The organism is Thiomonas intermedia (genome assembly GCF_002028405.1).
Taxonomy (GTDB): Bacteria; Pseudomonadota; Gammaproteobacteria; order Burkholderiales; family Burkholderiaceae_C; genus Thiomonas; species Thiomonas intermedia.
In genome coordinates this window covers 2,086,532-2,112,459 of sequence record NZ_CP020046.1, presented here as the reverse complement: position 1 = coordinate 2,112,459, position 25,928 = coordinate 2,086,532, and the positions used below count along the sequence as shown (strand labels likewise).

Below are 25,928 nucleotides of genomic sequence, written 5' to 3'. Positions count from 1 at the left end.
TTGAAAGACGGCGGGCGGCTGCGGCGTTTGTACCAGAGGGAATACGATGATCGCTCCCTTCTGCCCCACGGAGTGTTTCACATGGCGACCCACAGGCCCACGTTTCAATGGGACGATCCGCTGCAGCTCGACGCCCAGCTCGGCGCCGACGAACGCGCAGTGCGCGACGCGGCGCAGGCGTATTGCCACGACCAGCTCGTGCCGCGTGTGTTGAGCGCGTTCCGGCACGAAACCACCGATCCGTCGATCTTCGGCGAAATGGGCGCGCTCGGTCTGCTCGGCGCGACGATTCCCGAGGCCTATGGCGGCGCCGGGCTGAACCAGGTCAGCTACGGCCTGATCGCCCGTGAGGTCGAGCGGGTCGATTCGGGCTACCGCTCGATGATGAGCGTGCAGAGTTCGCTGGTCATGCTGCCGATCTTCACCTTCGGCACCGAGGCGATGAAGCAGAAGTATCTGCCGCGGCTGGCCCGCGGCGAATGGATCGGCTGTTTCGGGCTGACCGAGCCCGATCACGGCTCCGACCCCGGCGGCATGAGCACGCGCGCCCGTGCCGTGCCCGGCGGGTATGCGCTCACCGGCAACAAGATGTGGATCAGCAACAGCCCGATCGCCGATGTGTTCGTGGTCTGGGCCAAGGACGACGCGGGCGAGATTCGCGGCTTCGTGCTCGACAAGGGCAGCAAGGGCCTGAGCGCTCCGGCCATCCACGGCAAGGTCGGCCTGCGCACCTCGATCACCGGCGAGATCGTGATGGACGGTGTGTTCTGCCCCGAGGAAAACGCCTTCCCCGAGGTACGCGGACTCAAAGGCCCCTTCACCTGCCTGAACAGCGCGCGCTACGGCATCGCCTGGGGCGCGATGGGCGCGGCCGAGGACTGCTACGCCCGGGCACGGCAGTACGTGCTCGACCGGCAGCAGTTCGGCCGACCGCTGGCGTCCAATCAGCTCATCCAGAAAAAACTGGCCGACATGGCCACCGAGATCAGCCTGAGCCTGCAAGGCGCGTTGCGGTTGGGACGCATGAAGGACGAAGGCACGGCGGCGCCCGAAGTCACCTCGCTGCTCAAGCGCAACAACTGCGGCAAGGCGCTGGAGATCGCCCGCGCCGCGCGCGACATGCTCGGCGGCAACGGCATCTCAGACGAATTCGGCGTAGCCCGCCATCTGGTGAATCTCGAAGTGGTGAACACCTACGAAGGCACGCACGACATCCACGCCCTCATCCTCGGCCGGGCGATCACCGGCATCGCGGCGTTTTGAAGACGCCCTACGCTCGCCGCCAGTCCACCGTCGCCGGACGTCCCGGCAGATAGAGCCTGGCGTTGGCCGCGGGGGTTGCGGCGACGATCTTGCCGCCACGGATGACCAGCAGGCGCGTGGCGCGCAGACGAATGGCCTCGGCCGGGTCGCCCGCCTGCAGCAGCACCAGATCGGCGCGGCAGCCCACGTCCAGGCCATAGTCTTCGAGCCCGAGGATGCGCGCCGGAGTGGTGGTCACGGCGTCGAAGCATTGCCGCATCGCCGCCTGGCCGGTCATCTGCGCCACATGCAGGCCCATGTGGGCCACTTCGAGCATGTCGCCACTGCCCCCGGCGTACCAGGGGTCCATCACGCAGTCCTGACCGAAGGCCACCGGCACCCCTGCGGCCAGCAGCTCGGGCACGCGGGTCATGCCGCGGCGCTTGGGATAGCTGTCGTGCCGTCCCTGCAGGGTGATGTTGATGAGGGGGTTGGCAATGGCCGCGACGCCGCTCTCGGCCATCAGCGGCATGAGCTTGCTGACGTAATAGTTGTCCATGCTGTGCATGGAGGTGAGATGCGAACCTGCCACCCGACCCTGCAGGCCGAGACGGTGGGTGTGCAAGGCCAGGGTTTCGATGTGGCGGCTGAGCGGGTCGTCGGACTCGTCGCAATGCAGGTCCACCCGCAGCCCGCGTTCGGCGGCCAGCTCGCACAGCAGGCGCACACTCTCGGCGCCCTGCTCCATGGTGCGTTCGAAATGCGGAATGCCCCCCACCACGTCCACCCCCAGGTCGAGCGCGCGTTGCAGATTGCGCAAGGCATGGGCCGAGCGCAGCAGCCCGTCCTGCGGAAAGGCGACGAGCTGCAGGTCGAGATAGGGCTTGACCCGCTCGCGCACGTGCAACAGCGCCTCCACGGCCAGAAGACGATCGTCACACACGTCCACATGCGAGCGTATGGCCAGCAGCCCCTTGGCCACGGCCCAGTCGCAGTAGGCCAGCGCGCGTTCGACGATGGCGTCCTGCGTGAGTTGCGGCTTCAACTCGCCCCACAGCGCAATGCCTTCGAGCAGGGTGCCGCTCTGGTTGACCCGCGGCAGGCCGTAGCTCAGCGTGGAGTCGATGTGGAAGTGGGCGTCGACGAAGGCCGAACTCAGCAACTGTCCCGAACAATCGATTTCCTGCCCGGCCTGAGCCTGCAGCCGTGGCTGCAAGGCCGCGATGCGACCGCCCTCGACCCCGAGGTCCACCCCGCTTCGGCCATCGGGCAGCGTGCAGTTGCGCAGCAGTAAATCCAGCATCAGGACCGTTCCATCGAGAGTTCCGCGAAGGCCGCAGAGTAGTCGTGGAGCGGGTTCGCGGCAAGCGATGCCGCGCTGGGACAGTCAGCCTGGATGGAACGTCCAGGCATCCATGCTCAGGCTGCCGTAGTGCACGCCGCCGGCATGATGGCGCGGGCGGGCGCCCGCACCGGCGGCGCCCAGCGCCCAGAACAGGGGCAGGAGATGCTCGTCGGTCGGATGGGCGCGTGCGGCGTGCGGCGCCCTGCGGCGATAGTCAAGCAGCGCTTCGGTGTCGCCACGGTCGATCATGCCGCGGACCCAGTCGACGAAAGCCTGCACATAGGGCGCTGGCGCTTCGTCGGTGGGGGCGGCCGGGTCAAACTCGCGCAGGTTGTGGGTGAGGCTGCCCGTGCCCAGCAGCAGCGCCCCTTGGCCGGTCAGTGGGGCCAGTGCGGCGCCCAGCCGGTAGGCGCCGGCGGCGTCGAGCGGCCAGGGCATGGCCAGCGGCACGACGGGCACGTCGGCCTCGGGATACATCAGCCGCAAGGGCGACCAGATGCCGTGATCGAGCCCGCGATGCGGGTCTTCGTGCACCGGCCAGTCCGCCTCGCGCAGCAAGCGTTCCACCCGCGACGCCCACTGCGGCGCGCCGGGCGCGGGGTATTGCAGGGCGTAGAGCGCGCGGTCGAAGCCGCCAAAGTCGTGCACGGTCTCGGGCCGGGCGCTGGTGCCCACCGTCGGCTCGCGCGCCATCCAGTGCGGCGAGAAGGCGAGGATGATCTCGGGACGCGGCAGAGCCCGGCCGAGCGCCTGCAGCATGGGCCCGGCCGTACCCGGCTCCAGCGGCAGCATGGGCGAGCCGTGGGAGACGAACAGCGTGGGCAGCGGCGAGGCGGTCATGGCGGGGGCTATCGCGTTCAGGACGTGGTGCGCACGCCTTCGACTTCCACGCGCACGGCCACGTCGTGACCCAGGCCGGCGCCGAAGGCGGTCATGCCGAAGTCCATGCGGTTGATCGTGGCGGTGGCGACGAAACCGCTGAGATAGCCGCCCCAGGGTTTGGGCAGATAGGGCACATCGCCCGCGCCGATGAGCTTCACGTCGAAGGTCACGGGATGGGTCACGCCCCGCAGGGTGAGGTTGCCGTACAGCTTGCCGTGGGTCTTGTCCTGCGGCACATAGCGGGAGCTGACGAAGTGGATGTCGGGATGCGCCGCGGCGTCGAAGAAGGGCGCGGCCAGCAGGTCGGTGTCGCGTTGCGGCAGAAAGGTGTCCAGGCTCTTGGTGGGAATGACGATGTCGGCCTTGTCTTTCTCGGGATGGGCCGGGTCGAAGGTGTAGGTGCCGGTCACTTGCTTGAACACGCCGGTAAAGCGGCCAACCCCGGCGTGGCCGAGGGTGAACTGCACGCCGGAATGGTCGGGGTCGACCCGGTAGCTGCCCGCCGGATCGGCCTGCTTGTGGGCATAGGCCTGCGGCGCGGTCGATTCGGCTGCCCAGACGGGCGCTGCGCCCAGTGCCAGGGTGAGACTGGCGAGGAGTACGGAGACGGCCGACTTGCGGGGGAAAGCGTGCATCATGACAAAACCCTTTCGAGGAGGTGTGCTGGGAGAAGACATCGTTATTGGGGGGAGACGACGAGATGAACCTGCACCGGAATGGCCGCAGCCACCACACTGGTGTCCGACCACGAGCCCGTGCCGAGGCCAAAGGCGGTGCGATCGAGATGGAAGTGCGCATCCATCACGAGGTTCTTGCCGTCTGGATGGGTGCTCACCAGCACTCGCAGCGGCTGACTGTGGCCCTTGGCGCTGAACGTGCCGCTGAGCCAGTAGCGCCCGGGCCCATCGGGCGCGAAGCTGCTGGAGACAAAGCGCGCCTGCGGGTCGGCCTGGGCCGCGAGCCAGTCGGCCCCGGTGAGCAAGGCGTTGGTCTGGGCGCTGCCCGCATCGATGCTGGCGGCCTGCACCGCCACCGCCACATGCGACCCGGCGAGATCGCCCGGCATGAAGTCGACCTGCGCGCTCACCGTTTTGAAGCGCCCTTTCATCGGCACGCCCATCTGCGTGGCGCTGAACGTCACGTTGGACGCGGGCAAGGCATGGGTATAGGCCACGGGCTGGGCCCAGGCCGGTGCGCTGCCCGAGATGGCAAAAGCCAGGACAAGGGTCTGGACCCAACGACGATGCAACATGGCGATCTCCTCACGATCCGAGTTTGGGCAACATGCGTGCAAGCACGCCGTCGCGGTCGATGAACTGGTGTTTGAGGGCCGCAGCGACATGCAGCACCACCAGCCCAGCCAGGGTGTAGTTAAGCGTGGCGTGCACCAGCGCCAGCAGGTGCGCCAGCGGCGGGCTGGCCGGGAGCAGACTGGGCAGCTTCCACACCCCCCACCACACCACGGGTACACCGGCCGCCGAACTCAGCGCCCAGCCGGTGACCGGGATGAACAGAATGAGCCCATACAGCAGGCCATGCATCCACTCGGCCACGCCCTGTTGCCAGCGTGGCACGCTGGCGGGCAGCGGCGGTGGCCGATGGGTGGCCCGCCAGAGCAGGCGCAGCACCACCAGCAACAGCACCGTGATGCCGAACCACTTGTGCCAGGCGTACAGCTCGATCTTGAGCACCGAGAGCGGCAGGCCGTGCATATACAGCCCGAGAGGAAAGAGGCCGAAGATCAGCAGCGCGATGAGCCAATGCAGCGCCTGCGCGGGCAGGGTGTAGCGGGCGCCTTGCGCAAGCGGCACGGATTTCATGCGTCGTCCTCCGTGCCGCCGGCCTGCTCCAGCACCTGCCGCAGCGCGTGCAGCGCCTGCTGTGTCGGCCCGAGCAGGGTGCTGTCGAAACCCGCAAGCGCCTTGGCCATATAGGCCACATGCGTAGGGAACACCGCCTCGAAAAGCGCCTGCCCCTTTTCGGTCAGACGCACGATCTGGCCGCGGCCATCGTGGGGATCAGGCAAGCGTTGCACCAGAGATTTGTCCAGCAGACGATCGACCACGCCCGTCAGCGTGCCTTTGGTGATGAGGGTTTTTTCACCGAGCTGCTTGGGATTCATGCCCTCGGTATTGCCCAACGTGGCCACCACGTCGAACTGGGCCGGCGTCAGCCCCATGCTGCGCACATGCCCAGCGGACAACCGCTCGAAGGCCTGATACGTACGCACGAGTTCGCGCACCAGGGGGAGGAAGGGAGAGGTCGGTTTCACGGGCAGGGCGTGCGGGTAGCGAATGCATGGAATGAGTCCATATTAGTTCTCATGCGAACTACATTCGCCAGCAGGGTCATTGCGAGACCCGTCGCCGCCCTCAACCCTGGAGACGTTCGCTGGCCGGATCGATCTGCGGCCCGCGATAAGTAAAGTCGCTGATGTGCACCGTCACCTGCTCGGGCGTGATCAGCACCACGCCATAGCCTGGCGCTTCATGCGTGAACAGGTCGGTGCCGGAGAGGAAGTCCAGCCCCGACTGATGCGCCGTCGCCGGCAGCGTGGAGAAGGGAATGCCGTGCCAACTGCCTGAAATGGGACGATGGATGTGCCCGAAAAACAGATGGCGGATGTGGCGGTACTGACGCAGCAGCTCGCCAAAAGCCAGCGCATCGTCGGCGACGAGGTTGATCTCGTCGAAGGCCTCGATGCCGACTCCGAACGGCGGGTGGTGCATGAACAGAAAGACCGGCGCGCCGTCGGCCTGGGACGCATCGAGCCTGGCCCGCAGCCAATCGACCCGGCCCGCGTCGAAGTAACCCGCCGATCGACGCCCCTGCGTGGCGTCGCCAATCACCGTGTCGAGCAGGATGAAGCGGCCGACCGAGGTGTCGTGCGTCCACTGCACAAAGCCACTCTCGTCGACGGGCACCTCGGGAAAGGCCGCACGAAAGCGGCTGCGCGCATCGTGGTTGCCGATAAGCAGCAGCACGGGCAAGGGCAGTGCCCGCAAGGCCTCGCGCAGACTGTCATAGGCGGCCGCCTCGCCCCAGTGCGTGAGATCGCCGGTGATGACGCACAGTTCGGCATCGGCATGCTGAACGCGAATGTGGTCGATCGCGGCCTGCAACCGTGCCAGCGGGTCGACGCCGTAGAGGGTGCGCCCCGGGGTGGTCAGATGGGGATCGGTGAGATGGATGAGTTTCATTCCGGCGCTCAGGCAGGCAACTCTGCCGGAAGCAGCCGCATGGCGTCGAGCTGCCAGCCCACGTGCACCCGGCTGCCGATGGGCAACTTCAGGGCCTCGTGGGTCGACAAGTCGGCGAGCACGCGCTGGCCGCCATCGACCTCCACCCGCAGGCGGGTGATGGCCCCGAAAAACGTACTTTCGCGCACCGTGCCCTGCAGCACCGCGCCCTGCGGCGCGTTGCCGTCTACGGCCTGCAGTTGCACCCCTTCAGGACGCAGATAGAGATGAAGGGCGCTGTCGGGCTGCAGCCCGCGCGCACGCGGCGTGTGCAGCGGACGGTCGAGTACGGAAATCACGCCCTGATCGGCATCGACGACGCGCGCCGGCAGGCGACTGGAGATGCCGATGAATTGCGCGACGAAAGGATGGGTAGGCTCCTGATAGATCGCGGCGGGCGCGCCGACCTGCACCATGCGCCCTTCGAACATCACCGCCACCCGGTCGGAGATGGACAGCGCCTCCTCCTGATCATGCGTGACGAATACCGTGGTGATGCCGGTCTCGCGCTGGATGCGGCGGATCTCCTCGCGCAGCTGCACCCTCACCTTGGCATCGAGCGCCGACAAGGGCTCGTCAAGCAGCAACAGGGTTGGCTGGATGGCCAGCGCGCGGGCCAGCGCGACGCGTTGCTGCTGCCCGCCGGAGAGCTGATGGGGATACTTGTCGGCATGCGCCGAAAGTCCGACGAGTTCGAGCATGTCGCCAATGCGGCGCGTCTGTTCTGCAGCGCCGATTTTGCGCACCCGCAGGCCGAAGCGCACATTGTCGGCGGCGCTCATATTGGGAAACAGGCTGTAGGCCTGGAACACCATGCCCATCTGCCGTTGATTGGCCGGCAGCGCGGTGATGTCGCGCCCTCCCACCACCACCCGCCCTCGATCCGGCTGCTCAAAGCCGGCAATGATGCGCAGCAGCGTGGTCTTGCCACACCCCGAAGGGCCGAGCAGTGAAACAAACTCGCCGCTGGTCAGGTCCAGCGAGATGTCGTGCAGTACGGTGCGGTCGCCATAGCGTTTGGCCACCTCTTTGATCTCAAGCGTCGCCATCAGTGCGCACCTCCGAGTTGCGCCTGCCCTTTGCCGCGCCCTGAAAGCAGCACGCCGAGCATGGCCAGCCAGGTGATGAGGAAGCTCAGCAGGGTGAGTGCCGCCGCTTCCGTCGCCGAGGTCTGGCCGATGTAATTGATATAGACCGCGAACGTGTTGAACAGCAGCACGTTCGCAAAGGTGAACTCGCCCATCACGATGGCGATGGTGAGCAGCGCCGCACCCGCCAGCGCGCTGGCAAGGTTGGGCACCAGGACACGCAGCAGAAAGGCGCCCCAGCCCGCGCCCAGGCTGTGCGAGGCCTCGGTGAGGGTGCGCAGATCCAGTGCGCGCATGCCCACGTCCAGCGCCCGGTAGGTGTAGGGCAACGCCAGAATGACATAGGGCACGACCAGATAGTTGGCGGTGCCGACAAACCAGTCCGGCCCGTGGAATAGCGCCGTGAGCCCGGCAACAAGAACGATGGGCGGGACGACAAAGGGCAGCACCGAAATAAAGTCGAACAGTGGCTTCATGCGCGGCGCGCGCAAATGCATCCAGAACACGGCCGGCACCAGCACCACCAGACTGAGCGCGATGGTCTCCAGCGCCAGGCGCAAGGACAGCCAGAGGCTGTCCCACATCTCGCTCTTGTGCACCAGACTCACGTAGGCGTTAAAGCCATAGCGGGACCCGCCCTCCCACAGGCTGAAAACCCCCGTGGCCACCAGCGGAACGGCAAAATAAAGCCCAGCCAGCAGCAGCACGATCACCCCGGTCGGGTGCATGCGGCGCGCGCTCATTTGCCGCTCCAACGGCCCGCGCGGCGCGCGGCCAGCGCGTACAGCAGCATGACGCCCACCATCACCACGATCATGCCCAGCGCCAGCGCCGCGCCGGTCTGCGGCGCAAGCATCACATTGCCCGAGAGCACATTGCTGATCTCGATGGGAACGAGCGAAATGATGCCGGAGGTCAGCGCATAGGGCGTGGCGTAGGCCGAGAAGGCATTGCCGAACAGCAGCAAGTAGGCCGACAGCAGCGAAGGCAGCAGAATCGGCAGTCCGACGTGGCGCCAATACGTCCAGCTACCGGCGCCCAGGCTTTCCGACGCTTCGCGCCACTCGCGGCGCAGTCCTTCGATGGCGGGGATGATGACAATGATCATCAAGGGCACCTGAAAATACGCGTACACCACGATCAGTCCGCTCATGGAATACAGACTGAAGCCAGTGCCATACAGGTCGATGCCAAGATTCTTCAGCCACAGCGTGACCATGCCCAGGCTGCCCAGCGTGGCGATGAACGCGAACGCCAACGGCACGCCGGCAAAGTTCGCCGCCACCGCGCTGAACGAGGTCACCAGCGAACGCAAGCCCCGCGGCGCCTGCGGCCGCAGAAGAAAATAGGCCACCAGTCCACCAACGATCAACCCAACGGCCGCCGAAACCGCCGACAGCACGATGGAGTTGATGAAGGCCTTGACCGTCTGCGGCTGCCCGAGCGCTTCGACATACTGCAGCGTCAGACCATGGTCACCACTGAACGCCTGCGAAAACAGGCGCAGCGTGGGCAGCAGCAAGAAGACGGCGACATAAAGCAGAAAGGGCCCGATGAAAATCATCGCGCCCCAGTGCCCGCCGCGCGGGCGAACAGGCTGGGTGCCCGCGGCGCTCCCAGCCTGCTCCATGGCAGGCCGCTGCATCAGACGTGAACCATCTTGGCCCAATTGGCCTGCAGCGTGGCTTTCGCCTTTTCAGTCTGTTCCTTGTTCGGGAACTGGGCCTGCTTGTACGGCTCGGCCGGCGGGAGTTTGTCGAGCAGGGCCTTGGGCACCACACCGCGCGCCACCATGTCGGAGAAGCGGGCCGGGTGCGCGAAGCCTTCCAGGTAAATGAGCTGGCCGGCATCCGACATCAGGAACTCTTCCCACAATTGCGCCGCCTTGAGATTGGGCGCGAACTTGCTGATGGCCTGGCAGTAGAAGCCGCCCAGAGGATGGCCGCCCGTCGGCAGCACCGTCTCGATGTCCACCATGCCCTTGTTCTTCTGGCCATCGGCGAGATTGAGATAGTCCCAGTTGACGACGATCGGCGTCTGACCCGAGACCAGGCTGGCCGAGGTCGCGTCGGACGGATTGAAGTTGCCGGCCTTGGCCAGCTTGGCGAAGAACTCGATGCCCGGCTCGATGTTGTCGAGCGAACCGCCGTTGGCCAGGGCTGCCGCATACACCCCGGAGAACGCCGCGGCGGCACCCAGCGGGCTGCCATTGAGCGTGACCATGCCCTTGTATTCCGGCTTGAGCAGATCGGCCCACGACTTCGGCGGATTCTTCACCACCTTGCGATTCACGCCGAGCGAGATGACACCGAAATAGTCGCCCCACCACAGGCCACCCGCGTCCTTCATGTTGTCGGGAATGCTCGCCCAAGTGGCAACCTTGTAGGGCTGAAACAGACCTTCCTGCACACCCGCGAGGGCGAACGACGGTCCGACGTCCACCACGTCCGGCCCGCGGCTCTGTCCCTTGAGCGACTTGATCGCCTGCAACTCCTGCGCCGAGCTGGCGTCGGGCGAGGCGCTGTTGACGTGAATACCGTAAAGCTTGGAGAACTCGGCAATCATCTGGCCGTAGTTGGCCCAGTCAGGCGGCAGTGCGATGACATTGAGCTTGCCCTCGGCCTTGGCCGCGGCGATGAGCGCCTTGTCAGCCGGCGTGGCGGCCGCTGCAAACGCTTGTCCGACAAAGCCGGGAATGAGGGCAGACCCGAGACTGGCGCCCGCAGCGCCAGCGGTGAGTTTGAGGAAGCTGCGGCGGGTGTCGCGTGAACGGCTGGTCATGGAATGACTCCAGGTTGTTATGAAGAAAACCAAAAAAGCGTAGATACGCCAGATGACACATTGATGACGGTAATTCTGCGGCAAAAAATTGCGGCGGCATAGTCGTCCCTTTCTCTATCCCTTTCCCTTATGGTCGCGCACATCAGAGGATGCCCAAGCGGCCGATTGTGACTGTTGCTAGCCCTTGTTGCAGCGCTTGCATTTCGTCGCGGACATAACCTCTCAGCACAGCCACTGCGCCGTACGAAGGCCGCCCGGCTCATCGCTATCCAGTGGTAGACACACGGTGTCGATCAAACACTAGCGCGCCAAGACTGACGCCCTTCATGAATAGCATCCCACATCTCCCCGAATTGACAAAGCGCGGTCGCGAATGCAGCATCTCGCCACGCATTTTGTATACATTCATCAACCTGTCACATAGGCGTCAAGTCGGCCTACTAGAGTGACCCTTCCCCAGCCCGACACAAGCGCGACGAGACATATCGTGTTGTCGTTTGAATTTCACCTTCCCCGATCGATGGAGTGACCATGAGAGCAAGACACGTTTTCACCCTGGCCAGCATTGGCCTAGCCTTCAGCCTTGGCGGCATCACCAGCGGTCAAGCCGCCGAAAGAATCAAAATCCAGTTCTGGAACGCCATGAGTGGCGAACTGGGCAAGACCGTGCAACATGTCGTCGATGAGTTCAACGCCTCGCAAACGCAATACGAGGTGATCTCGGTCAACAAGGGCACCTATCCCGACACCATGATGTCGGCAGTTGCCGCATTCCGCGCCAAAAACCCGCCCGACATCGTGCAGGTCTTCGATGTGGGAACCGCCACCATGATGTCGGCCAAGGGCGCCTACGTTCCGGTCTACGAGCTGATGGCCAAGGAGCACATACCCTTCTCCACCAGCCAATTCATCGGCGGAGCGGCAAGCTATTACTCCAATGCACAGGGCAAGCTCGTGTCGATGCCGTTCAACTCATCAGCACCGGTTCTGTTCTACAACAAGGACCAGCTGGCCAAGGCCGGCGTGCAGCCGCCCAAGACCTGGCAAGAGATGGGTGAAGTCGGCAAGAAGCTGATGGCCAGCGGCTCCAAATGCGGATTCACCACGGGGTGGCCTGACTGGATTCAATTTGAGCAATTCTCGCTTTGGAACGGCATACCCTACGCCACCCAGGACAACGGCTTTAAGTCTTCCAAGAACGTCAAGCTATTGCTCAATGAAAAGCCTTATGTACTACACGTCGCCGATCTGGTTGATTGGTCGAAGGCTGGCATCTTCAAATATGCCGGCGCAGCCAGCACCAACGCCACGCCACTGTTCAACAGTGGCGAATGCGCCATGTACATGGACAGCTCATCCGTACTTTCGTCCATCAATGCCGGGGCCAAGTTTCCTTTCGGCATTGCCCCGATGCCTTACGACGCCAACCTGAAGACGGCACCTCAGAACAGCGCAGTAGGCGGAGCCTCGCTCTGGGTGATGCGAGGTGTTCCGGCCAATCACTACCCTGGTGTCGCGAAGTTCCTTGAGTTCCTTGGCTCAGCGAAGACCCAGGCGTACTGGGCCAAGGCGACCGGCTATATACCAGTGAGCAATGCAGGTTTCGCCCTACTCAAAGCAGAGGGCTACTATGAGAAAAATCCTGGCGCGATGGTGGCAGTCAGTGAGTTGACCAACAAGCCTCCCAAGCCTTTCACCATGGGTGTCCGTCTGGGTTACTTGCCACAGATTCGCGACAACATCCGCGCCGAACTTGAAGATGCGCTAGCGGGCAAGAAAACAGCACAACAAGCCATGGACGCCGTGGTGAATAAGGGTGACAAACTCCTGGCACAGTTCGGACAGACAGCGGGCCAGTAAAACGTGAGTACATCACGCTCTGGCGCGACCTCGGGGGCTCGCATGCGTCCGAGGAAGTCACCCAAGGTCGTGGATGCAGCGCCGTTTCCGCATCGCGTCCTGCCCTACTTTCTTCTCGCGCCGCAACTTGCCATCACGGTGCTGTTCTTCGTCTGGCCGGCCGTACAGGCACTCTCGGGCGCTTTCTATCAGGCCGATCCGTTCGGGCTGAGCAAGCAGTTCGTCGGGCTGAGCAATTTCGCCGCCTTGTTCGAAGAACACAGCTACCTGCGCGCCTTCCGGGTGACTGCGATCTATGCCATCACCTCCACCGTGCTGGCCATGGGACTTGGGCTGTTGCTGGCCGTGCTGACCGACAGCCTGACCCGAGCCCGAGGCGTCTATCGCACGCTGTTCATCTGGCCCTATGCGGTCGCGCCAGCCATCACCGGTTCGCTGTGGGTGTTCATGTTCTCGCCGCAAGTCGGCGCGGGTGCGCAGGTGCTGGCCACGCTGGGTGTGAACTGGAACTACATCCTCGATGGCAATCAGGCGCTGCTACTCATCATCGCCATGACCGCCTGGCAGCAGATCGCCTACAACTTCCTGTTTTTCACCGCCGGGCTGCAAGCCATCCCAGCGTCGTTGCTCGAAGCGGCGGCACTCGATGGCGCCGGACCCGTGCGCCGTTTCTGGACCATTGTCTTTCCACTGCTGGCACCGACAAGCTTCTTCCTGCTGGTAATGAACAGCGTATTCATCCTTTTCGACACCTTCGGACTGATCAATATCGTCACCAAAGGCGGCCCGGGTGAGTCGACGCAAACCCTGGTCTACAAGCTTTATCAAGACGGCTTCCAGAACCTCAATCTCGGCTCCGCAGCAGCTCAGTCCGTAGTGTTGATGGCCTTGGTCGCCGGGCTCACGATTGTGCAATTCCGCTATATCGGCAGAAAGGTACACTACCAATGAAGAGCGGATTGCTTCGCTCGGCTGGGCTGCGCCACCTCGTGCTCGTCGCCATGGCTGTCGTGGTCGCGCTGCCGCTCTACCTTGCGGTCGTTGCGGCCAGCCATCGACCGCAGGCCCTGCTTGGGCACTTCCCCCTCCTGCCTGGCGGCATGTTGCTCGACAACCTTCGTTCGGTACTGGAAAAGGGTCTGCCAGGCACCATTCCCGTGTGGCGCATGCTGCTCAACAGTTTCATCATGGCGCTGGGCATCACCATCGGCAAACTGTTCATCTCCATCCTTTCGGCCTACGCGGTGGTGTACTTCCGGTTTCCAATGCGCATGGCCGCGTTCTGGCTGATTTTCTTTACCCTGATGATGCCCATCGAGGTTCGGTTCTTCCCGACCTATCAGGTCACGGCCAACCTGCAGCTGCTCAACAGCTACAGCGGTCTCATTCTTCCGCTCATCGCCTCTGCGACTGCCACTTTCCTGTTTCGCCAGTTTTTCATGACACTGCCGCGCAGCCTTACCGATGCGGCGCGCATCGACGGCGCCGGGCCAATACGTTTTTTCCTGGATATGGTGTTGCCTCTATCGCGAACCAATATTGCAGCCCTCTTCGTCCTTGTCTTTGTCTATGGCTGGAACCAGTATCTCTGGCCGCTGCTCACCACCACGGACGCCGGCTACACCACGGTCGTCATGGGCATGCAGGGCATGATCAACGCTGGCGCGGCGTTTGCCCTGCCGCGCTGGGATCTGATCATGGCCACCGCTTTACTCGCTCTGCTGCCACCTGTGATCGTCGTGCTCCTGATGCAGCACTGGTTCGTCAAGGGCCTGACTGATTCTGACAAATAACTTCCATGGCCACCCTCGTTCTCAATCAAGTCACCAAGCAATTCGGTGACACTAACGCCCTACACCCCTGTTCTCTCGACGTGCCGGACGGCGAGTTCGTCGTGCTCGTCGGCCCATCGGGCTGCGGCAAAACCACGCTGTTGCGCATGATTGCGGGGCTTGAAACGCCAAGCGGCGGCGACATCCTCATTGGTGATCGGCGCGTCAACGACCTCGAACCCAGCGAGCGCGACATTGCCATGGTGTTTCAGAACTACGCGCTCTATCCTCATATGAAGGTCCGAGACAATCTGACCTATGGGTTGCGACTGCGCGGCACCGACAAGACCGAAGTCAACCGCCGCGTGCAATGGGCTGCCGGTCTGCTCGGTCTGAGCGATTTGCTCGACCGAAAGCCCTCTGCACTCTCAGGCGGACAGAGACAGCGTGTTGCCATGGGGCGCGCCATTGTGCGCGAACCCCAGATTTTCCTTTTCGACGAACCTCTCTCCAACCTGGATGCACGGCTGCGCAACCACATGCGTGTCGAAATCAAGCAGTTGCACCAGCGCTTGAAGACGACCACTGTTTTTGTCACGCACGATCAGGTCGAGGCCATGACATTGGCGCAGCAGGTCGTGGTGATGAATCAGGGTCGGATCGAGCAGGTCGGCGCTCCAGCCGAGGTGTATGCCCGCCCGGCAAGCGTGTTCGTCGCAGGCTTTCTTGGCTCCCCGGGCATGAATCTGTTCAACGCGGTACTCGACTCGGATCGCACCATCTTGCGCATTGCTCAAGCACCTGATCTGCATCTGGACGCCACGATCAAGGCAGAGACTCGCGAGCTGATCGTAGGTATTCGTCCGGAGGCGATCATCCCAGACCCACAAGGCAACTGGCAGATGGATATCACGCTGCGCGAAGCGCTCGGCGCGGAAACCATCCTCCACGGCTCCATTGGAGAGCAACCTTGCGTGGTGCGGGTAGCAGGCGACGCCCCCTGGCACGAAGGGCAGCGCCTAGGCATGAACATCACAGCAGAGGCTCTGCATGTGTTCGACCGAGCCTCGGGAGCGCGCCTCAGCCCTTGACTCGACAGCCTTCTACCATGTCGGGATGACTACGGTGGCAGAACAATCTTCTTCAACTCTCTCGTGCGACGTCCTGGTCGTGGGGGGCGGCATCAATGGGGCGGGCATCGCCCGCGATCTGGCGGGACGGGGCTTGCAGGTCGTGCTGTGCGAACGTGACGATCTCGCGGCGCACACCTCCTCGGCCTCCACCAAGCTGATCCACGGCGGGCTGCGCTACCTCGAATACCGCGAGTTCGGGCTGGTGCGCAAGGCGTTGCAGGAGCGCGAGGTGCTGCTGCGAAGCGCGCCGCACATCATGTGGCCGCTGCGCTTCGTCATGCCGCACGCGCCTGCCATGCGCCCGGCCTGGTTGATCCGTGCCGGACTGTTTCTATACGACCATCTGGCGCGGCGCGAATGGCTGCCGGGTTCGGGCAGCCTCGATCTGCGTCATCACGCCGCGGGCAAGCCGCTCAAGCCGGACTACCTCCGCGGTTTCATCTACTCCGATGGATGGGTTGACGATGCCCGGCTGGTCACCCTCTGCGCGGTCGATGCCGCCGAGCGCGGCGCCACCGTTTTGACCCGCACCACCTGCGTGGAGGCGATGCGCCACGGCGCGCAATGGCAAGCCACGCTGCGCGACGCGGCAGGTGCCGAGCTGCACGTGAAGGCCCGCGCCCTGGTCAACGCGGCCGGTCCGTGGGCCGAGCAACTGCTCAAGCAGGCGGTGCGCAACGCCGACGGCCATCCGCCCATCGAGCGCCGGTCGCTGCGTCTGGTTCGCGGCAGCCACATCGTGGTGCCCAGGCTTTTCGCGCACGACCACGCCTACATCTTCCAGGCGGGGGACGGGCGCATCGTGTTTGCCATTCCCTACGAACGCCACTTCACGCTGATCGGCACGACCGACGTCGAAGTCGCCCAGCCCGAGGGCGCCGAGACTTGCAGCGACAGCGAAGCCGCCTATCTCTGCGCCGAAGTCAACCGCTACTTCCGCGCCGAAGTCCAACCCGGGCAGATCGTCTGGCGATACGCCGGCGTGCGCCCGCTACTGGAAGACCACGCCGGAGACGCCAAGGCCGCCACCCGCGACTACAAGCTCGAACTCGACCGCGACGGCGCCCCGCTGCTCACCGTCTGGGGCGGCAAGATCACCACCTTCCGCAAGCTCGCCGAACAGGCTGCCGACCAACTCTGCCTCGCCCTCGGCGACCCACGCCAGGCCTGGACGCACAGCGCATCGCTGCCTGGCGGCGATCTGTCAGACTGGATCGGCGACGCCCAGCGCCCGGATGCCGACTTCGCCCGCTTTCTGCAGGCCGCGCAGCACCGCTACGCCTGGCTCGACCCGCATCTCGTCCATCGACTGGCCCGCGCCTACGGCAGCCGCATCGACCGGGTTCTGCGCACCGCCGAAGGCCAGCCCGCCATGAAGCTCCAGGACCTGGGCGGCGAAATTGCGCCCGGACTGTACGAAGCCGAGCTGCGCTACCTGCGGCAAACGGAATGGGCCCTCAGCGCCGATGACGTGCTGTGGCGCCGCAGCAAACTCGGCCTGCATCTGGGCGCCGCCCAACAGCAGACCGTACGCGACTGGTTCGCCCACGCCAGCCCCTGTTGATCGAGCGCCTTGACGCTTGAGGCGGCCCATCCCCCGCCTGCGGCAAGGGTTGGGAGGGACTGTGGACCTTGCTGCAGGCCCAAGTCCAGGGCCGTCGCTGCCGTTACGCGAAGAAATACCCCTAGGGGTACATGGTCAACACATCTGGTTACCCAGAACGGCTTGGGCGCCCCGGAGAATTTCAGGCATTTCAGATAGTCCTGAAACTTCAGAGACGCCACATGCACCTTCCCGACCTCACACAACGCTTCGTCCTGCATTTTGGCGAAATGGGCAGCCGCTGGGGCATCAACCGCACCGTCGGCCAGATCTACGCCCTGCTGTTCGTCAGCGAACGGCCGCTCAATGCGGATGAAATCGCCGAGTCACTCGATTTTTCCCGTTCCAACGTCAGCATGGGCCTGAAGGAGTTGGGCGCCTGGAAGCTGGTGCGCATGCAGCACCTGCCCGGCGACCGCCGCGACTACTACTCGGCCCCCGAAGATGTCTGGGCCATTTTCCGCACCCTGGCGGAAGAGCGCCGCAAGCGCGAGATCGACCCCACGCTGTCCATGCTGCGCGATGCGCTGGTGGCCCAGCCCGACAGCGCACCCGAGCAATACGCGCAGCAGCGCATGCGCGAGATGCACGACCTCATCGAACTGGCCACGCAGTGGTTCGATGACATCCAGCGCATGCCCAGCGACGACGTGCGCCAGCTCATGCAACTGGGTGGCGCGGTGCAGAAGCTGCTCGCATTCAAGAGCCGCGTCAAACAGGTGGCCACTGGCAAGCGGCAGGAGGCTGGGCCACAGCCCCTAGCGCAGAGCGGCGAACGCTGACATGTGCCCTGCAGCCTGCTGGACGCTGCGTGTCGATCTGCCGCCGCCGCGCTGATCGCGCCCCACACCTTCCGACATCCCCTGCCGACGCGCCCGCAGACGCGAACCGGCCTTCGACCGCCTCAGGAGTAATCATGGACTGGCTTCACAACCCGGAGCTTCTCGCCCGGGCGCAGTTCGGCTTCATCGCGCTGTTCCACATTCTCTGGCCGCCACTCACCATCGGGCTGGCGCTGGTGCTGTTCGGCCTGGAGGCCGCCTGGCTCAAGACCCGGAACGTCTTCTACTACCACCAGACCCGCTTCTGGACCCAACTGTTCCTCATCAACTTCGGCGTGGGCGTGATCAGCGGCATTCCGATGGAGTTCTCCTTCGGCACCAACTGGGGACCGTTTTCCACCGCGTCGGGCGACTTCATGGGCAACATCCTCGGCTTCGAAACCGCGATGGCCTTCATGCTCGAAGCCGGCTTCCTCGGCATCATGCTGTTCGGCTGGAGCCGCGTCGGGCCGAAGATGCACCTGTTCGCCACCGGCATGGTGGCCTTGGGCAGCACCCTGTCGGCGTTCTGGATCATGGTCGCCAACTCATGGATGCAGACGCCCGCCGGAGTGAAGCTGCTGGATGGCAAATTCGTCATCACGCACTGGTTCGACGCCGTGTTCAACCCCGACCTTCCCTACGGCTTCGGCCATATGTTCACCGCCTGCGTCGAACTGAGCCTCGTGGTCATGGCCGGGGTGAGCGCCTACTACCTGCTGCACAGGCGCCACGTCGACTTCTTCCGCCCGGCGCTCAAGTGGGCGGTGCTCGCCCTGTTCATCGTCGCTCCGTTGCAGATCTTCATCGGCGACGCCGCGGGCAGTGCACTGGCCGACAGCCAACCCGCCAAGCTCGCCGCCATCGAAGCGCACTGGCACACCAACAAGCCCGGCGCAGGTGCGCCGTGGGCCCTGCTGGCCATTCCCAACCAGGCCGAGCAGAAGAACGATTGGGCCCTTGAAATCCCAGACGGCCTGAGTCTGATCGCCACCAAGACCCTCACGGGCAAGGTCATCGGCCTCACCCACTTCAAGCCCGACGATCAACCGCCCGTGTGGACACCCTTCTACGCCTTCCGCGTCATGGTCGCCGCGGGAGTGTTCGTCGCCTTCATGGCCTTCTGGACACTGTGGATGCTCTGGCGCAAGAGCGAACACATGAGCGCCGCACGCATCAGCGACAACAAGTGGCTGCTTCGGGGCTGGCTGCTCGCCATTCCCGCCATCTACGCCGCGGTGGAAGCCGGCTGGCTCACACGCGAAGTCGGCCGCCAGCCGTGGATCGTCTACGGCCTCATGCGCACCAGCGAAGGCGTCAGTCACCTGCCCGCAAGCGCCGTGCTGTGGTCGTTCACCATGTACGCCCTCTTCTATGGCGTGATCGGCGTGGCCGCCCTGGTCTTTGCCAGCCGCATGATCCGCGAAGGCCCCAGTTTCGGCGACCCGCCGCACCCGCCCATCACGGCGCACAGCGCACCCGCCAGAGCCCACGCCAAGCTCGCCACCACGGAAGGACCCTGACATGGACTTCAACAACCCGCAGGAACTGCATCATGTTCTGGCCACGGTGTGGTTCCTCATCGTTGGCCTGTTCATGGTGTTCTATGTGGTGCTCGACGGCTTCGATCTTGGCGTGGGCGTGCTTTCGCTGTTCGTCGGCGAGCGCCGCCGCAAGGTCATGATGGCCAGCCTGGGCAGCATCTGGGACGCCAACGAAACCTGGCTCGTCGTCATCGGCGGCACCCTGTTCGGCGCCTTTCCACTGGCCTACGGCACCGTGCTGCACGGCCTCTACATTCCCATCATCCTCATGCTCCTGGGCTTCATGCTGCGCGGCGTGTCCTTCGAGTTTCACGAACTCTCCAAGCGCAAAACCTTCTGGGGCGCGATGTTCGGCGTGGGCAGTCTGCTGGCCACCATCGCGCAAGGGTTTGCGCTGGGCGGGCTGCTCAATGGGGTGAACGTGGTGGACGGCGTGTTCGCGGGCAGCATCTGGGACTGGTTCTCGCCCTTCAGCCTCATCGTCGTGTTCGGCGTGGTGGCCGGCTACGCCATGCTCGGCTCGACCTACCTCATCATCAAGACCCAGGACGACATCCAGGCCAACTGCTACCGGCGCGGCCAGTTACTCGCCTGGGTCATGCTCGCCGTCGGCGCCGTGGTCACCGTGTGGACGCCACTGCAATTCCCGCAGATCTTCGCCCGCTGGCTGAGCACGCCCAACCGCTACTTCTTCGCCGTGCTGCCCACGCTGGCCGGGCTGAGCTTTTTCATGCTGTTGCGCGCACTGAAGCGGCAGAGCGAGGTGGCGCCTTTCGTGTGGACCATGTTGATCTTCCTGTTCTCCTTCGCGGGACTGGCCGCCACCTGGTACCCCTACATCGTGCCCGGCTCAGTAACCATCGACCAGGCCGCCTCGGGCACCAGCACCCTCGTCTTCATGCTCATCGGCATTGGCATGCTCATTCCCGTGATGATCACCTACAACGTCTACCAATACATCGTCTTCCGCGGCAAGATCGACCCGGATGCGGAGCATGCGTATTGAGCCAAACTACTGCCGGACCATGCGGATTGGCAAAATCGGAGCGGAGCACTTCGAGCGCATTCACGCGAAAGGCAATCGGGTCAGGGTCTGTTCACGCTATTTCTGCACAACGTGTTCAGCCAATGTGGCGACTTGGGCATGAGCCTCAAGAAGTTGCCTGAGTTCGGGATGCGCTCCTCTTGAGCCGATCGCGCGTGATGCGGGATGTACTTTTACAGCTCAAATCCGGGTTGATTCACCGCCGCGTTGAGGGCAAAGTGCCGTTGACCAAGCGTCATGGCGTTTGGACACAAGATCGTGCCGCAGATCTGGCCGGGGTGGAGAGGCCGGATGCGCTGCCGTCAAATGCCCGAGGTCAGGGCAGCGTTGGGCCGGACATTGGGCGTTTCCTTGGGCGGATACCTCGACCGACTCACGCTGCGGAATCGTGCGGCGTCACGGACATTCGCACCTCGCAGGAACTGCTGGGGCATTCGGATGTCAGCACCACCATGATCTACGCCCCTGTTCCGAAGGTGGCTGCGGGCGGCGCAGCCAGCCCGCTGGATCGGCTGCTCGTCGGCTGAATCCTGGGTCATTCTGTGGCCGCAATTGCGAAAAAACCCGCACAAGGCGGGTTTCTGTAAGCAGCAAAGCGCGACAGCGAATCAGCGCTTGGAGAACTGCTTGGCGCGACGGGCACCGCGCAGACCCACTTTCTTGCGCTCCACTTCGCGGGCGTCGCGGGTGACGAAGCCTGCCTTGGACAGCGCGGGCTTGAGGGTGGCCTCGTAGTCGATCAGCGCGCGGGTGATGCCGTGGCGCACCGCCCCGGCCTGGCCGGTTTCGCCGCCGCCGTGGACGTTGATCTTGATGTCGAAGCTATCGACGTTCTCTGTGAGAACGAGGGGTTGCTTGACGATCATGATGGAGGTCTGACGGCCGAAATACTGCTCGACGTCTTTCCCGTTGACCGTGATCTTGCCGGTGCCCTTCTTGATGAAGACCCGGGCCACGGAGCTCTTGCGACGGCCTGTGCCGTAATTCCAGTTTCCGATCATCGCCTGTCCTTAGATGTCGAGGGTCTTGGGCTGTTGGGCGCTGTGCGGATGCTCGGCACCCCCATAGACCTTGAGCTTCTTGATCATGGCGTAACCGAGCGGGCCTTTGGGCAGCATGCCCTTGACTGCCAGTTCCAGCGCACGGCCGGGGTGACGCGCCTGCATATCCTTGAATTTGGTGGCGTAGATGCCGCCGGGATAGCCGGTGTGACGGTAGTAGGTCTTGTCGTTGGCTTTGTTGCCGGTCACGCGAATCTTGGACGTGTTGACGACAATGATGAAGTCACCGGTATCGACGTGCGGGGTGTAGATGGGTTTGTGCTTGCCACGCAGACGGAGGGCCACTTCGCTGGCGACCCGACCGAGAACCTTGTCTGCGGCGTCAATCACGAACCACTCATGCACGACTTCGGCCGGTTTGGCGCTGAAGGTTTTCATGGTTGTTCCTAGGATGTTGAGCGAGCTGTTTGGAACCCACCAGTGATGTGCGGCCACGAATCTCATCGATGGGCGCCGCGCCCGCCGGCATGGGTTTTTCTGGCCCTCGCTCCAAGCCAAAATGCGCCATTATAGGCAAATGAGCCAGTGCGGCATAGGCAAGTGCTTGATTTTCTGAAATGTTGTGGTTTTGTGGGCCTTCCGCAGGGCCTGGCACGCCCTTTTGTCTTGAAATCGGGCCATGACCGCCTAAACTATGCTGCATTGCAGCAATTTCTGTTTGGCCCGCCCCATGACTCTGCCCCCTGAGACGCCCCGGTTGGATAGCGCTGGCAGCGTGCCGGTCGTTCTCCCTTATTTCAACCAGGCGCGTGCGCCCATCATCCCGATCCGACCCATCGGACCGGAACACCGCGGCCAGCTGCTGCAGCATTTTCTGGCGCTGAATGCCGAAGATCGCTACCTGCGCTTCGGCTACGCCGCCAGCGACGAGCGCATTCGTGCCTATGTCGAGTCCATTCGTTTCGGCGTGGACGAGATTTTCGGCGTGTTCAACCGCAAGCTCGACCTGCTGGCCGTGGCACATATCGCCATGGAGGCCGGGCAGACGGATCGTGCGGAGTTCGGCGTTTCCGTGCTGCCCAGGGGGCGCGGGCTGGGCATAGGCACGCGGCTGTTCGAGCGTGCCGCGGTGGATGCGCGCAACCACGGGTTGCGCGTGCTTTACATGCAGTGCCTCAGCAGCAACGGCGCCATGCTCAAGATCGCCCGCCGTGCGGGCATGAAGGTGCGCAACGACGGCGGCGAAACCGAAGCGCACCTGGAGTTGCCCGACGACACCTATCAAAGCCATCTCGACGCGCTGGTGGAAAACCAGACCGGCCAGATCGACTACTGGATCAAAGTGTTCATGCGCCAATGGCGCTGTTTCTGGCTGTTCGGCCGCTGTCCCGATCCGACCTGACCTCAGAGCTTGTGAATGTTTCGGGCATGGCTGAAAGGTTCACAAGCGCTCAAGGCAGCCAGCGGGCGACGGCGATGGTGCGCCAGCCGTTGAACTGCTGCCACACGACCATGAGGCTCCCCGCCGCGTTCACCGCCAGCGCGGGCAGACTGGCCTGCACCGTGACCGCCGGATCGGACACGGTTTGCGGTGCCTGCCACCGCGAATGCGTCACGTCGTAGCGCGCGGTCTGCACCTGCATGCCGCTGGGCCCGTCCTGGTACCAGGCGCACCAAAGATGGCCCGCCGGATCGGCCGCCAGGACCGGGTTGCCTGCGCTGCGCTGCGTGGGGTCGTCGATCTGTTGGGGCGCCGACCATTGCGAGGCGCCGTGCTCATGGCGGGCGGCCAGTATCGCGTCGCGCACCGCGCCGCTCTGGGCCGACCGGGCCTGCTCCCAGACCAGAGTCAGACTGCCCGCCGCATCCGCGGCGAGGACGGGCGCTAGCGCGGGCCCGGTGAACGCCGGGTCTTGCATGAGCTGGAGGGCGCCGCCGCGCGCGACCGCTGCGTGCCCCGTGGTCTGCAGCGGGCTGACGGCAATGCGCCGACGTGCGTCGCGTCCCTGCACCCAAGCGGCGACGATGCGCTCTTGCGAGGTGGCCACGAGCGCGGGCATCACGCCCACCTCCCCGGCCGGACTGAGCCGACCCGGCGCACCCCACGCCCGCGCGTTCGGCGGCAAGGACGCCGCATACACCGACTCGCCACCCGGCGCCCCTTGCTGCCAGGCCGCGACCACCCGTCCCTGCGGCGTGGCGGCAATCACCGGGTTGTAGGCGTTCGCGCTGCCCTGGTCGATCCGTTGCGCGGCCAGCCAGCGCCGCTGCGCCTGCGCCCAGTGCGCGGCGTAGATCGCGGTATGGCGTCCGTCGGGCTGCTGCCAGACCACGGTGACGTTGCCCTGGGCATCGGCGGCGAGCTGCGGGTTGGTGGCGTTGCCAGGCAGTTGCGGAAGGTCGAGCCGCTGCGGAACGCGCCAGCGGTCACCGTGGGGGCCTTCACTTCGCGTGGCGAAGATGGCGCTACGCCCGTCGATGGCCTGGAACCAGACGGCGGTGAGCCGCCCTTGCGGGTCGGTGGCGATGGCGGGAATGCTCGACGAGCCGGCCTGCGGCCCCTGCAGATCGAGGGCCTGGGGCTTGCTCCAGCTCTGCGTCTCCGGGTTGAAGCGTGCCGAAAGAATGGCGCGCCGACCGGCATCGTCCTGGAACCACACGGCGACGAAACCGCCGTCTCGCGTCGCCACCACTTGCATGCCGCTGACGGGCAGATCGACCTGATGCGCGGTACGGCTGTCGTCGATCTGCGTCGGCGGCTGCCAGGCGCTGCAGGCCGTCGTGAAGCGGCTGCGCTCGCTCGATGGCGAAGTCAGCGCCAGGGTGTAGGTGGTGCAGCCAACCAGCGGCACCAGAGGCTCGATCACCGCCTGACCGGCCGAGACGCGCACCCGCCCAGGCACCGTGGTGCCGTCGGGGTTGCGCAGCTGCAGATCGCCCGCCGTGAGCGATGTTGCCAGCCCAGGCGGCAACCCGCGAAAGCCGGGCGTCTCGGTTCGGGACACGTCGCTGGCGCCGTTGGCGGGCATCGGCTGGGGCACGCTCTGCGCCTGTGCCGCACAAGCGAGCGCGCTCGCGCCGCACAGCACGAGAGATGGCCAAAACAACCGCCAACGGAGACGGCCGCGCATCACAGCCGCCCCATGAGTTTCATCAGCCAACGGGTGCGCTGCCCGTAGGGCGGCGCCACCAGGCCGACGCCTGACAAGCGGGACTGATACAGCACCGGCTTGAGCTTGCTGAAGGTGTCGAAGCCCCAGCGCCCGTGGTAGCTGCCCATTCCCGAGGCGCCGATGCCGCCGAAGGGGAGTCCGTCCTGTGCAAAGTGCAGCAGGGTGTCGTTCACCGTCACGCCGCCGGCATGCGTTTGCAGCAGGGCCTCGGCGGTGCGGCGGCGGTCGTGGTCGAACCAGTACATGGCCAGCGGACGGGGCTGGCTGCGCACATGCGCCAGCGCCTGCGCCAGATCGTCATACGCCAACACCGGGAGCAGCGGGCCGAAGATTTCCTCGTTCATCAGGCGCAGCGTGGCCGGTGCATCGCAGACCAGGGCCGGTGCCAGACGGTGGCGCAGATCGTCGGCCTGCACACCGTCGAACAGGGCGTGCACATGCGCTCCGGCGGCGCGAGCCTCGCCCAGCAGGCCGAGCAGGCGGCTGTACTGGCGATGGTCGATGATGCTGGTGAAGTCGGGGCTGCGCAGCCCCTCGGGATAGAGCCTTTGCGCCTCGGCGCGGCAAGCGTCGATCAAGGCCGCCTGCTGGCCGCGCGGCACCAGAACGTAATCGGGCGCGATGCAGGTCTGCCCCGCATTGACCAGCTTGCCGAACAGAATGCGCCGGGCCGCGTGCACCAGGTCGTAGCCCGGCGTGATGACGGCGGGCGACTTGCCGCCCAACTCCAGCGTGACCGGGGTGAGATGGGCCGCCGCCGCCGCCATCACACGCTTGCCCACGCCGGTGGAGCCGGTGAACAGCAGATGATCGAAGGGCAGTGCGCTGAACGCCGCGCCGATGTCGGCGTCGCCCTGCACCACCGCCATTTCGTCGGCCGCGAAGGCCTGCGCGGCCCGCTGGGCAAACACCGCGCTGAACGTCGGCGTGTACTCGGACAGCTTGACCATGGCGCGGTTGCCCGCGGCCAGCGCCGCCGTCAATGGCGCCGCCGCCAGCACGAGGGGGTAATTCCACGGGGCGATGATGCCCACCACGCCCAAGGGCTGGGGGAGCACATGCGCGCGCGCCGGAAGAAACCAGCGCGACACGGGCGCCCCGCGCGGACGCATCCAGCGCGGGCCGTGGCGCAGCGCATCGGCGATGCCCGTCAGGCTGGGGACCAGTTCGAGCAGCCCGGTTTCGGGCGGCGGGCGGCCGCCAAAATCGGCGTCGATGGCTTCCGCCCATTCGGCGGCGTGGGTACGCAGCAGAGACTGCAAGCGCCGCAACCGGTCGTGGCGCACGGCCCAGGGCGGATAGGGCTCGGCGTCGAACCCCGCCCGCAGCACACTGTAGGTCTGCTGGAGCGACGCGGCAAAATCGGGAGCACGATCCATGAAGGCAGAAACACGGGGAA

The 25,928-nt window shown here is 64.8% G+C and carries 26 protein-coding genes; 11 read left to right on the top strand and 15 right to left on the bottom strand.

Features of this window, described 5'->3' with window-relative positions; genetic code table 11:
* The first annotated feature begins 81 nt into the window (after positions 1-81).
* Positions 82-1,263 carry an acyl-CoA dehydrogenase gene (locus tag BVH73_RS09835; RefSeq protein WP_079418226.1) on the top strand — a complete coding sequence of 394 codons (1,182 nt, stop codon included), beginning with the start codon at positions 82-84 and terminating at the stop codon, positions 1,261-1,263.
* A 7-nt stretch (positions 1,264-1,270) separates the two neighbouring features.
* Here BVH73_RS09835 and BVH73_RS09830 read toward each other — a convergent pair whose 3' ends face one another.
* From BVH73_RS09830 to BVH73_RS09780, 11 genes are all read right to left on the bottom strand, one after another.
* The gene (locus tag BVH73_RS09830) at positions 1,271-2,545 is read right to left on the bottom strand and encodes an amidohydrolase family protein (RefSeq protein ID WP_079418224.1); all 1,275 of its coding nucleotides are present in this window, start codon (positions 2,543-2,545) and stop codon (positions 1,271-1,273) included.
* 84 nt (positions 2,546-2,629) lie between these two features.
* Positions 2,630-3,427, bottom strand: coding sequence for a dioxygenase family protein (locus tag BVH73_RS09825; protein ID WP_079418222.1), 798 nt, complete (start codon positions 3,425-3,427; stop codon positions 2,630-2,632).
* A gap of 17 nt (positions 3,428-3,444) precedes the next feature.
* The gene (locus BVH73_RS09820; RefSeq protein WP_079418220.1) at positions 3,445-4,107 is read right to left on the bottom strand and encodes a YceI family protein; all 663 of its coding nucleotides are present in this window, start codon (positions 4,105-4,107) and stop codon (positions 3,445-3,447) included.
* A 41-nt stretch (positions 4,108-4,148) separates the two neighbouring features.
* On the bottom strand, positions 4,149-4,721 hold the full coding sequence (locus tag BVH73_RS09815; RefSeq protein WP_079418218.1) for a YceI family protein: 573 nt from the start codon (positions 4,719-4,721) through the stop codon (positions 4,149-4,151).
* A 10-nt stretch (positions 4,722-4,731) separates the two neighbouring features.
* Positions 4,732-5,289, bottom strand: a complete 558-nt coding sequence (locus tag BVH73_RS09810) for a cytochrome b (RefSeq protein WP_079418216.1) — start codon at positions 5,287-5,289, stop codon at positions 4,732-4,734.
* Positions 5,286-5,741 carry a MarR family winged helix-turn-helix transcriptional regulator gene (locus tag BVH73_RS09805; protein WP_245800315.1) on the bottom strand — a complete coding sequence of 152 codons (456 nt, stop codon included), beginning with the start codon at positions 5,739-5,741 and terminating at the stop codon, positions 5,286-5,288. The genes BVH73_RS09810 and BVH73_RS09805 overlap by 4 nt, the downstream gene beginning before the upstream one ends.
* A 100-nt stretch (positions 5,742-5,841) precedes the next feature.
* The gene (locus tag BVH73_RS09800) at positions 5,842-6,669 is read right to left on the bottom strand and encodes a phosphodiesterase (RefSeq protein ID WP_079418214.1); all 828 of its coding nucleotides are present in this window, start codon (positions 6,667-6,669) and stop codon (positions 5,842-5,844) included.
* Between the two features lie 8 nt (positions 6,670-6,677).
* Positions 6,678-7,757: an ABC transporter ATP-binding protein gene (locus BVH73_RS09795; protein ID WP_079418212.1), complete on the bottom strand. Its 1,080-nt coding sequence runs from the start codon at positions 7,755-7,757 to the stop codon at positions 6,678-6,680.
* The gene (locus tag BVH73_RS09790) at positions 7,757-8,539 is read right to left on the bottom strand and encodes an ABC transporter permease (protein WP_079418210.1); all 783 of its coding nucleotides are present in this window, start codon (positions 8,537-8,539) and stop codon (positions 7,757-7,759) included. The genes BVH73_RS09795 and BVH73_RS09790 overlap by 1 nt, the downstream gene beginning before the upstream one ends.
* On the bottom strand, positions 8,536-9,441 hold the full coding sequence (locus BVH73_RS09785) for an ABC transporter permease (protein ID WP_218919028.1): 906 nt from the start codon (positions 9,439-9,441) through the stop codon (positions 8,536-8,538). The genes BVH73_RS09790 and BVH73_RS09785 overlap by 4 nt, the downstream gene beginning before the upstream one ends.
* The gene (locus BVH73_RS09780) at positions 9,441-10,577 is read right to left on the bottom strand and encodes an ABC transporter substrate-binding protein (protein WP_079418208.1); all 1,137 of its coding nucleotides are present in this window, start codon (positions 10,575-10,577) and stop codon (positions 9,441-9,443) included. Before BVH73_RS09780 ends, BVH73_RS09785 begins: the two co-directional genes overlap by 1 nt.
* 531 nt (positions 10,578-11,108) lie before the next feature.
* Between BVH73_RS09780 and ugpB the strand changes: the two genes are divergently transcribed.
* From ugpB to BVH73_RS16165, 9 genes are all read left to right on the top strand, one after another.
* Positions 11,109-12,437, top strand: a complete 1,329-nt coding sequence (ugpB, locus tag BVH73_RS09775) for a sn-glycerol-3-phosphate ABC transporter substrate-binding protein UgpB (protein WP_079418206.1) — start codon at positions 11,109-11,111, stop codon at positions 12,435-12,437.
* Between the two features lie 42 nt (positions 12,438-12,479).
* Positions 12,480-13,388, top strand: coding sequence for a sn-glycerol-3-phosphate ABC transporter permease UgpA (gene ugpA, locus BVH73_RS09770; protein WP_079418204.1), 909 nt, complete (start codon positions 12,480-12,482; stop codon positions 13,386-13,388).
* Positions 13,385-14,230 (top strand): sn-glycerol-3-phosphate ABC transporter permease UgpE, encoded by an 846-nt coding sequence (ugpE, locus tag BVH73_RS09765; RefSeq protein ID WP_079418202.1) that lies wholly within the window; start codon positions 13,385-13,387, stop codon positions 14,228-14,230. Before ugpA ends, ugpE begins: the two co-directional genes overlap by 4 nt.
* Before the next feature lie 5 nt (positions 14,231-14,235).
* The gene (locus BVH73_RS09760; protein WP_079418200.1) at positions 14,236-15,300 is read left to right on the top strand and encodes an ABC transporter ATP-binding protein; all 1,065 of its coding nucleotides are present in this window, start codon (positions 14,236-14,238) and stop codon (positions 15,298-15,300) included.
* A gap of 25 nt (positions 15,301-15,325) precedes the next feature.
* The gene (gene glpD, locus BVH73_RS09755; protein ID WP_079418198.1) at positions 15,326-16,906 is read left to right on the top strand and encodes a glycerol-3-phosphate dehydrogenase; all 1,581 of its coding nucleotides are present in this window, start codon (positions 15,326-15,328) and stop codon (positions 16,904-16,906) included.
* A gap of 221 nt (positions 16,907-17,127) precedes the next feature.
* Positions 17,128-17,727 (top strand): GbsR/MarR family transcriptional regulator, encoded by a 600-nt coding sequence (locus BVH73_RS09750; protein WP_079418196.1) that lies wholly within the window; start codon positions 17,128-17,130, stop codon positions 17,725-17,727.
* Between the two features lie 134 nt (positions 17,728-17,861).
* Entirely contained in the window at positions 17,862-19,289 is a 1,428-nt protein-coding gene (locus BVH73_RS09745) for a cytochrome ubiquinol oxidase subunit I (RefSeq protein WP_079418195.1), read from the top strand.
* Position 19,290: 1 nt separating this feature from the next.
* A complete protein-coding gene (gene cydB / locus BVH73_RS09740) occupies positions 19,291-20,316 on the top strand; it encodes a cytochrome d ubiquinol oxidase subunit II (RefSeq protein WP_079418193.1) in 1,026 nt (341 codons plus the stop codon).
* 179 nt (positions 20,317-20,495) lie between these two features.
* Positions 20,496-20,882, top strand: a complete 387-nt coding sequence (locus BVH73_RS16165) for a hypothetical protein (protein WP_425444121.1) — start codon at positions 20,496-20,498, stop codon at positions 20,880-20,882.
* A gap of 81 nt (positions 20,883-20,963) precedes the next feature.
* Here the strand turns inward: BVH73_RS16165 and rpsI are convergent, their stop codons facing one another.
* Positions 20,964-21,356, bottom strand: a complete 393-nt coding sequence (gene rpsI, locus BVH73_RS09730; RefSeq protein WP_079418189.1) for a 30S ribosomal protein S9 — start codon at positions 21,354-21,356, stop codon at positions 20,964-20,966.
* A gap of 9 nt (positions 21,357-21,365) precedes the next feature.
* Positions 21,366-21,794: a 50S ribosomal protein L13 gene (rplM, locus tag BVH73_RS09725; protein WP_079418187.1), complete on the bottom strand. Its 429-nt coding sequence runs from the start codon at positions 21,792-21,794 to the stop codon at positions 21,366-21,368.
* A gap of 292 nt (positions 21,795-22,086) precedes the next feature.
* Between rplM and BVH73_RS09720 the strand changes: the two genes are divergently transcribed.
* Positions 22,087-22,758: a GNAT family N-acetyltransferase gene (locus BVH73_RS09720; RefSeq protein WP_079420509.1), complete on the top strand. Its 672-nt coding sequence runs from the start codon at positions 22,087-22,089 to the stop codon at positions 22,756-22,758.
* 49 nt (positions 22,759-22,807) lie between these two features.
* On the opposite strand, the gene BVH73_RS09715 is transcribed toward BVH73_RS09720, so the two are convergent.
* Positions 22,808-24,397, bottom strand: coding sequence for an exo-alpha-sialidase (locus BVH73_RS09715; RefSeq protein WP_245800314.1), 1,590 nt, complete (start codon positions 24,395-24,397; stop codon positions 22,808-22,810).
* Between the two features lie 89 nt (positions 24,398-24,486).
* The gene (locus BVH73_RS09710) at positions 24,487-25,908 is read right to left on the bottom strand and encodes a coniferyl aldehyde dehydrogenase (protein WP_079418185.1); all 1,422 of its coding nucleotides are present in this window, start codon (positions 25,906-25,908) and stop codon (positions 24,487-24,489) included.
* Positions 25,909-25,928 lie beyond the last annotated feature (20 nt).

Bases quoted from the DNA above. Each gene is read 5' to 3' on its own strand.
- BVH73_RS09835 (WP_079418226.1), top strand. From the start codon at position 82: ATGGCGACCCACAGGCCCACGTTTCAATGGGACGATCCGCTGCAGCTC.
- BVH73_RS09830 (WP_079418224.1), bottom strand. From the start codon at position 2,545: ATGCTGGATTTACTGCTGCGCAACTGCACGCTGCCCGATGGCCGAAGC.
- BVH73_RS09825 (WP_079418222.1), bottom strand. From the start codon at position 3,427: ATGACCGCCTCGCCGCTGCCCACGCTGTTCGTCTCCCACGGCTCGCCC.
- BVH73_RS09820 (WP_079418220.1), bottom strand. From the start codon at position 4,107: ATGATGCACGCTTTCCCCCGCAAGTCGGCCGTCTCCGTACTCCTCGCC.
- BVH73_RS09815 (WP_079418218.1), bottom strand. From the start codon at position 4,721: ATGTTGCATCGTCGTTGGGTCCAGACCCTTGTCCTGGCTTTTGCCATC.
- BVH73_RS09810 (WP_079418216.1), bottom strand. From the start codon at position 5,289: ATGAAATCCGTGCCGCTTGCGCAAGGCGCCCGCTACACCCTGCCCGCG.
- BVH73_RS09800 (WP_079418214.1), bottom strand. From the start codon at position 6,669: ATGAAACTCATCCATCTCACCGATCCCCATCTGACCACCCCGGGGCGC.
- BVH73_RS09795 (WP_079418212.1), bottom strand. From the start codon at position 7,757: ATGGCGACGCTTGAGATCAAAGAGGTGGCCAAACGCTATGGCGACCGC.
- BVH73_RS09790 (WP_079418210.1), bottom strand. From the start codon at position 8,539: ATGAGCGCGCGCCGCATGCACCCGACCGGGGTGATCGTGCTGCTGCTG.
- BVH73_RS09785 (WP_218919028.1), bottom strand. From the start codon at position 9,441: ATGCAGCGGCCTGCCATGGAGCAGGCTGGGAGCGCCGCGGGCACCCAG.
- BVH73_RS09780 (WP_079418208.1), bottom strand. From the start codon at position 10,577: ATGACCAGCCGTTCACGCGACACCCGCCGCAGCTTCCTCAAACTCACC.
- ugpB (WP_079418206.1), top strand. From the start codon at position 11,109: ATGAGAGCAAGACACGTTTTCACCCTGGCCAGCATTGGCCTAGCCTTC.
- ugpA (WP_079418204.1), top strand. From the start codon at position 12,480: ATGCGTCCGAGGAAGTCACCCAAGGTCGTGGATGCAGCGCCGTTTCCG.
- ugpE (WP_079418202.1), top strand. From the start codon at position 13,385: ATGAAGAGCGGATTGCTTCGCTCGGCTGGGCTGCGCCACCTCGTGCTC.
- BVH73_RS09760 (WP_079418200.1), top strand. From the start codon at position 14,236: ATGGCCACCCTCGTTCTCAATCAAGTCACCAAGCAATTCGGTGACACT.
- glpD (WP_079418198.1), top strand. From the start codon at position 15,326: ATGACTACGGTGGCAGAACAATCTTCTTCAACTCTCTCGTGCGACGTC.
- BVH73_RS09750 (WP_079418196.1), top strand. From the start codon at position 17,128: ATGCACCTTCCCGACCTCACACAACGCTTCGTCCTGCATTTTGGCGAA.
- BVH73_RS09745 (WP_079418195.1), top strand. From the start codon at position 17,862: ATGGACTGGCTTCACAACCCGGAGCTTCTCGCCCGGGCGCAGTTCGGC.
- cydB (WP_079418193.1), top strand. From the start codon at position 19,291: ATGGACTTCAACAACCCGCAGGAACTGCATCATGTTCTGGCCACGGTG.
- rpsI (WP_079418189.1), bottom strand. From the start codon at position 21,356: ATGATCGGAAACTGGAATTACGGCACAGGCCGTCGCAAGAGCTCCGTG.
- rplM (WP_079418187.1), bottom strand. From the start codon at position 21,794: ATGAAAACCTTCAGCGCCAAACCGGCCGAAGTCGTGCATGAGTGGTTC.
- BVH73_RS09720 (WP_079420509.1), top strand. From the start codon at position 22,087: ATGACTCTGCCCCCTGAGACGCCCCGGTTGGATAGCGCTGGCAGCGTG.
- BVH73_RS09710 (WP_079418185.1), bottom strand. From the start codon at position 25,908: ATGGATCGTGCTCCCGATTTTGCCGCGTCGCTCCAGCAGACCTACAGT.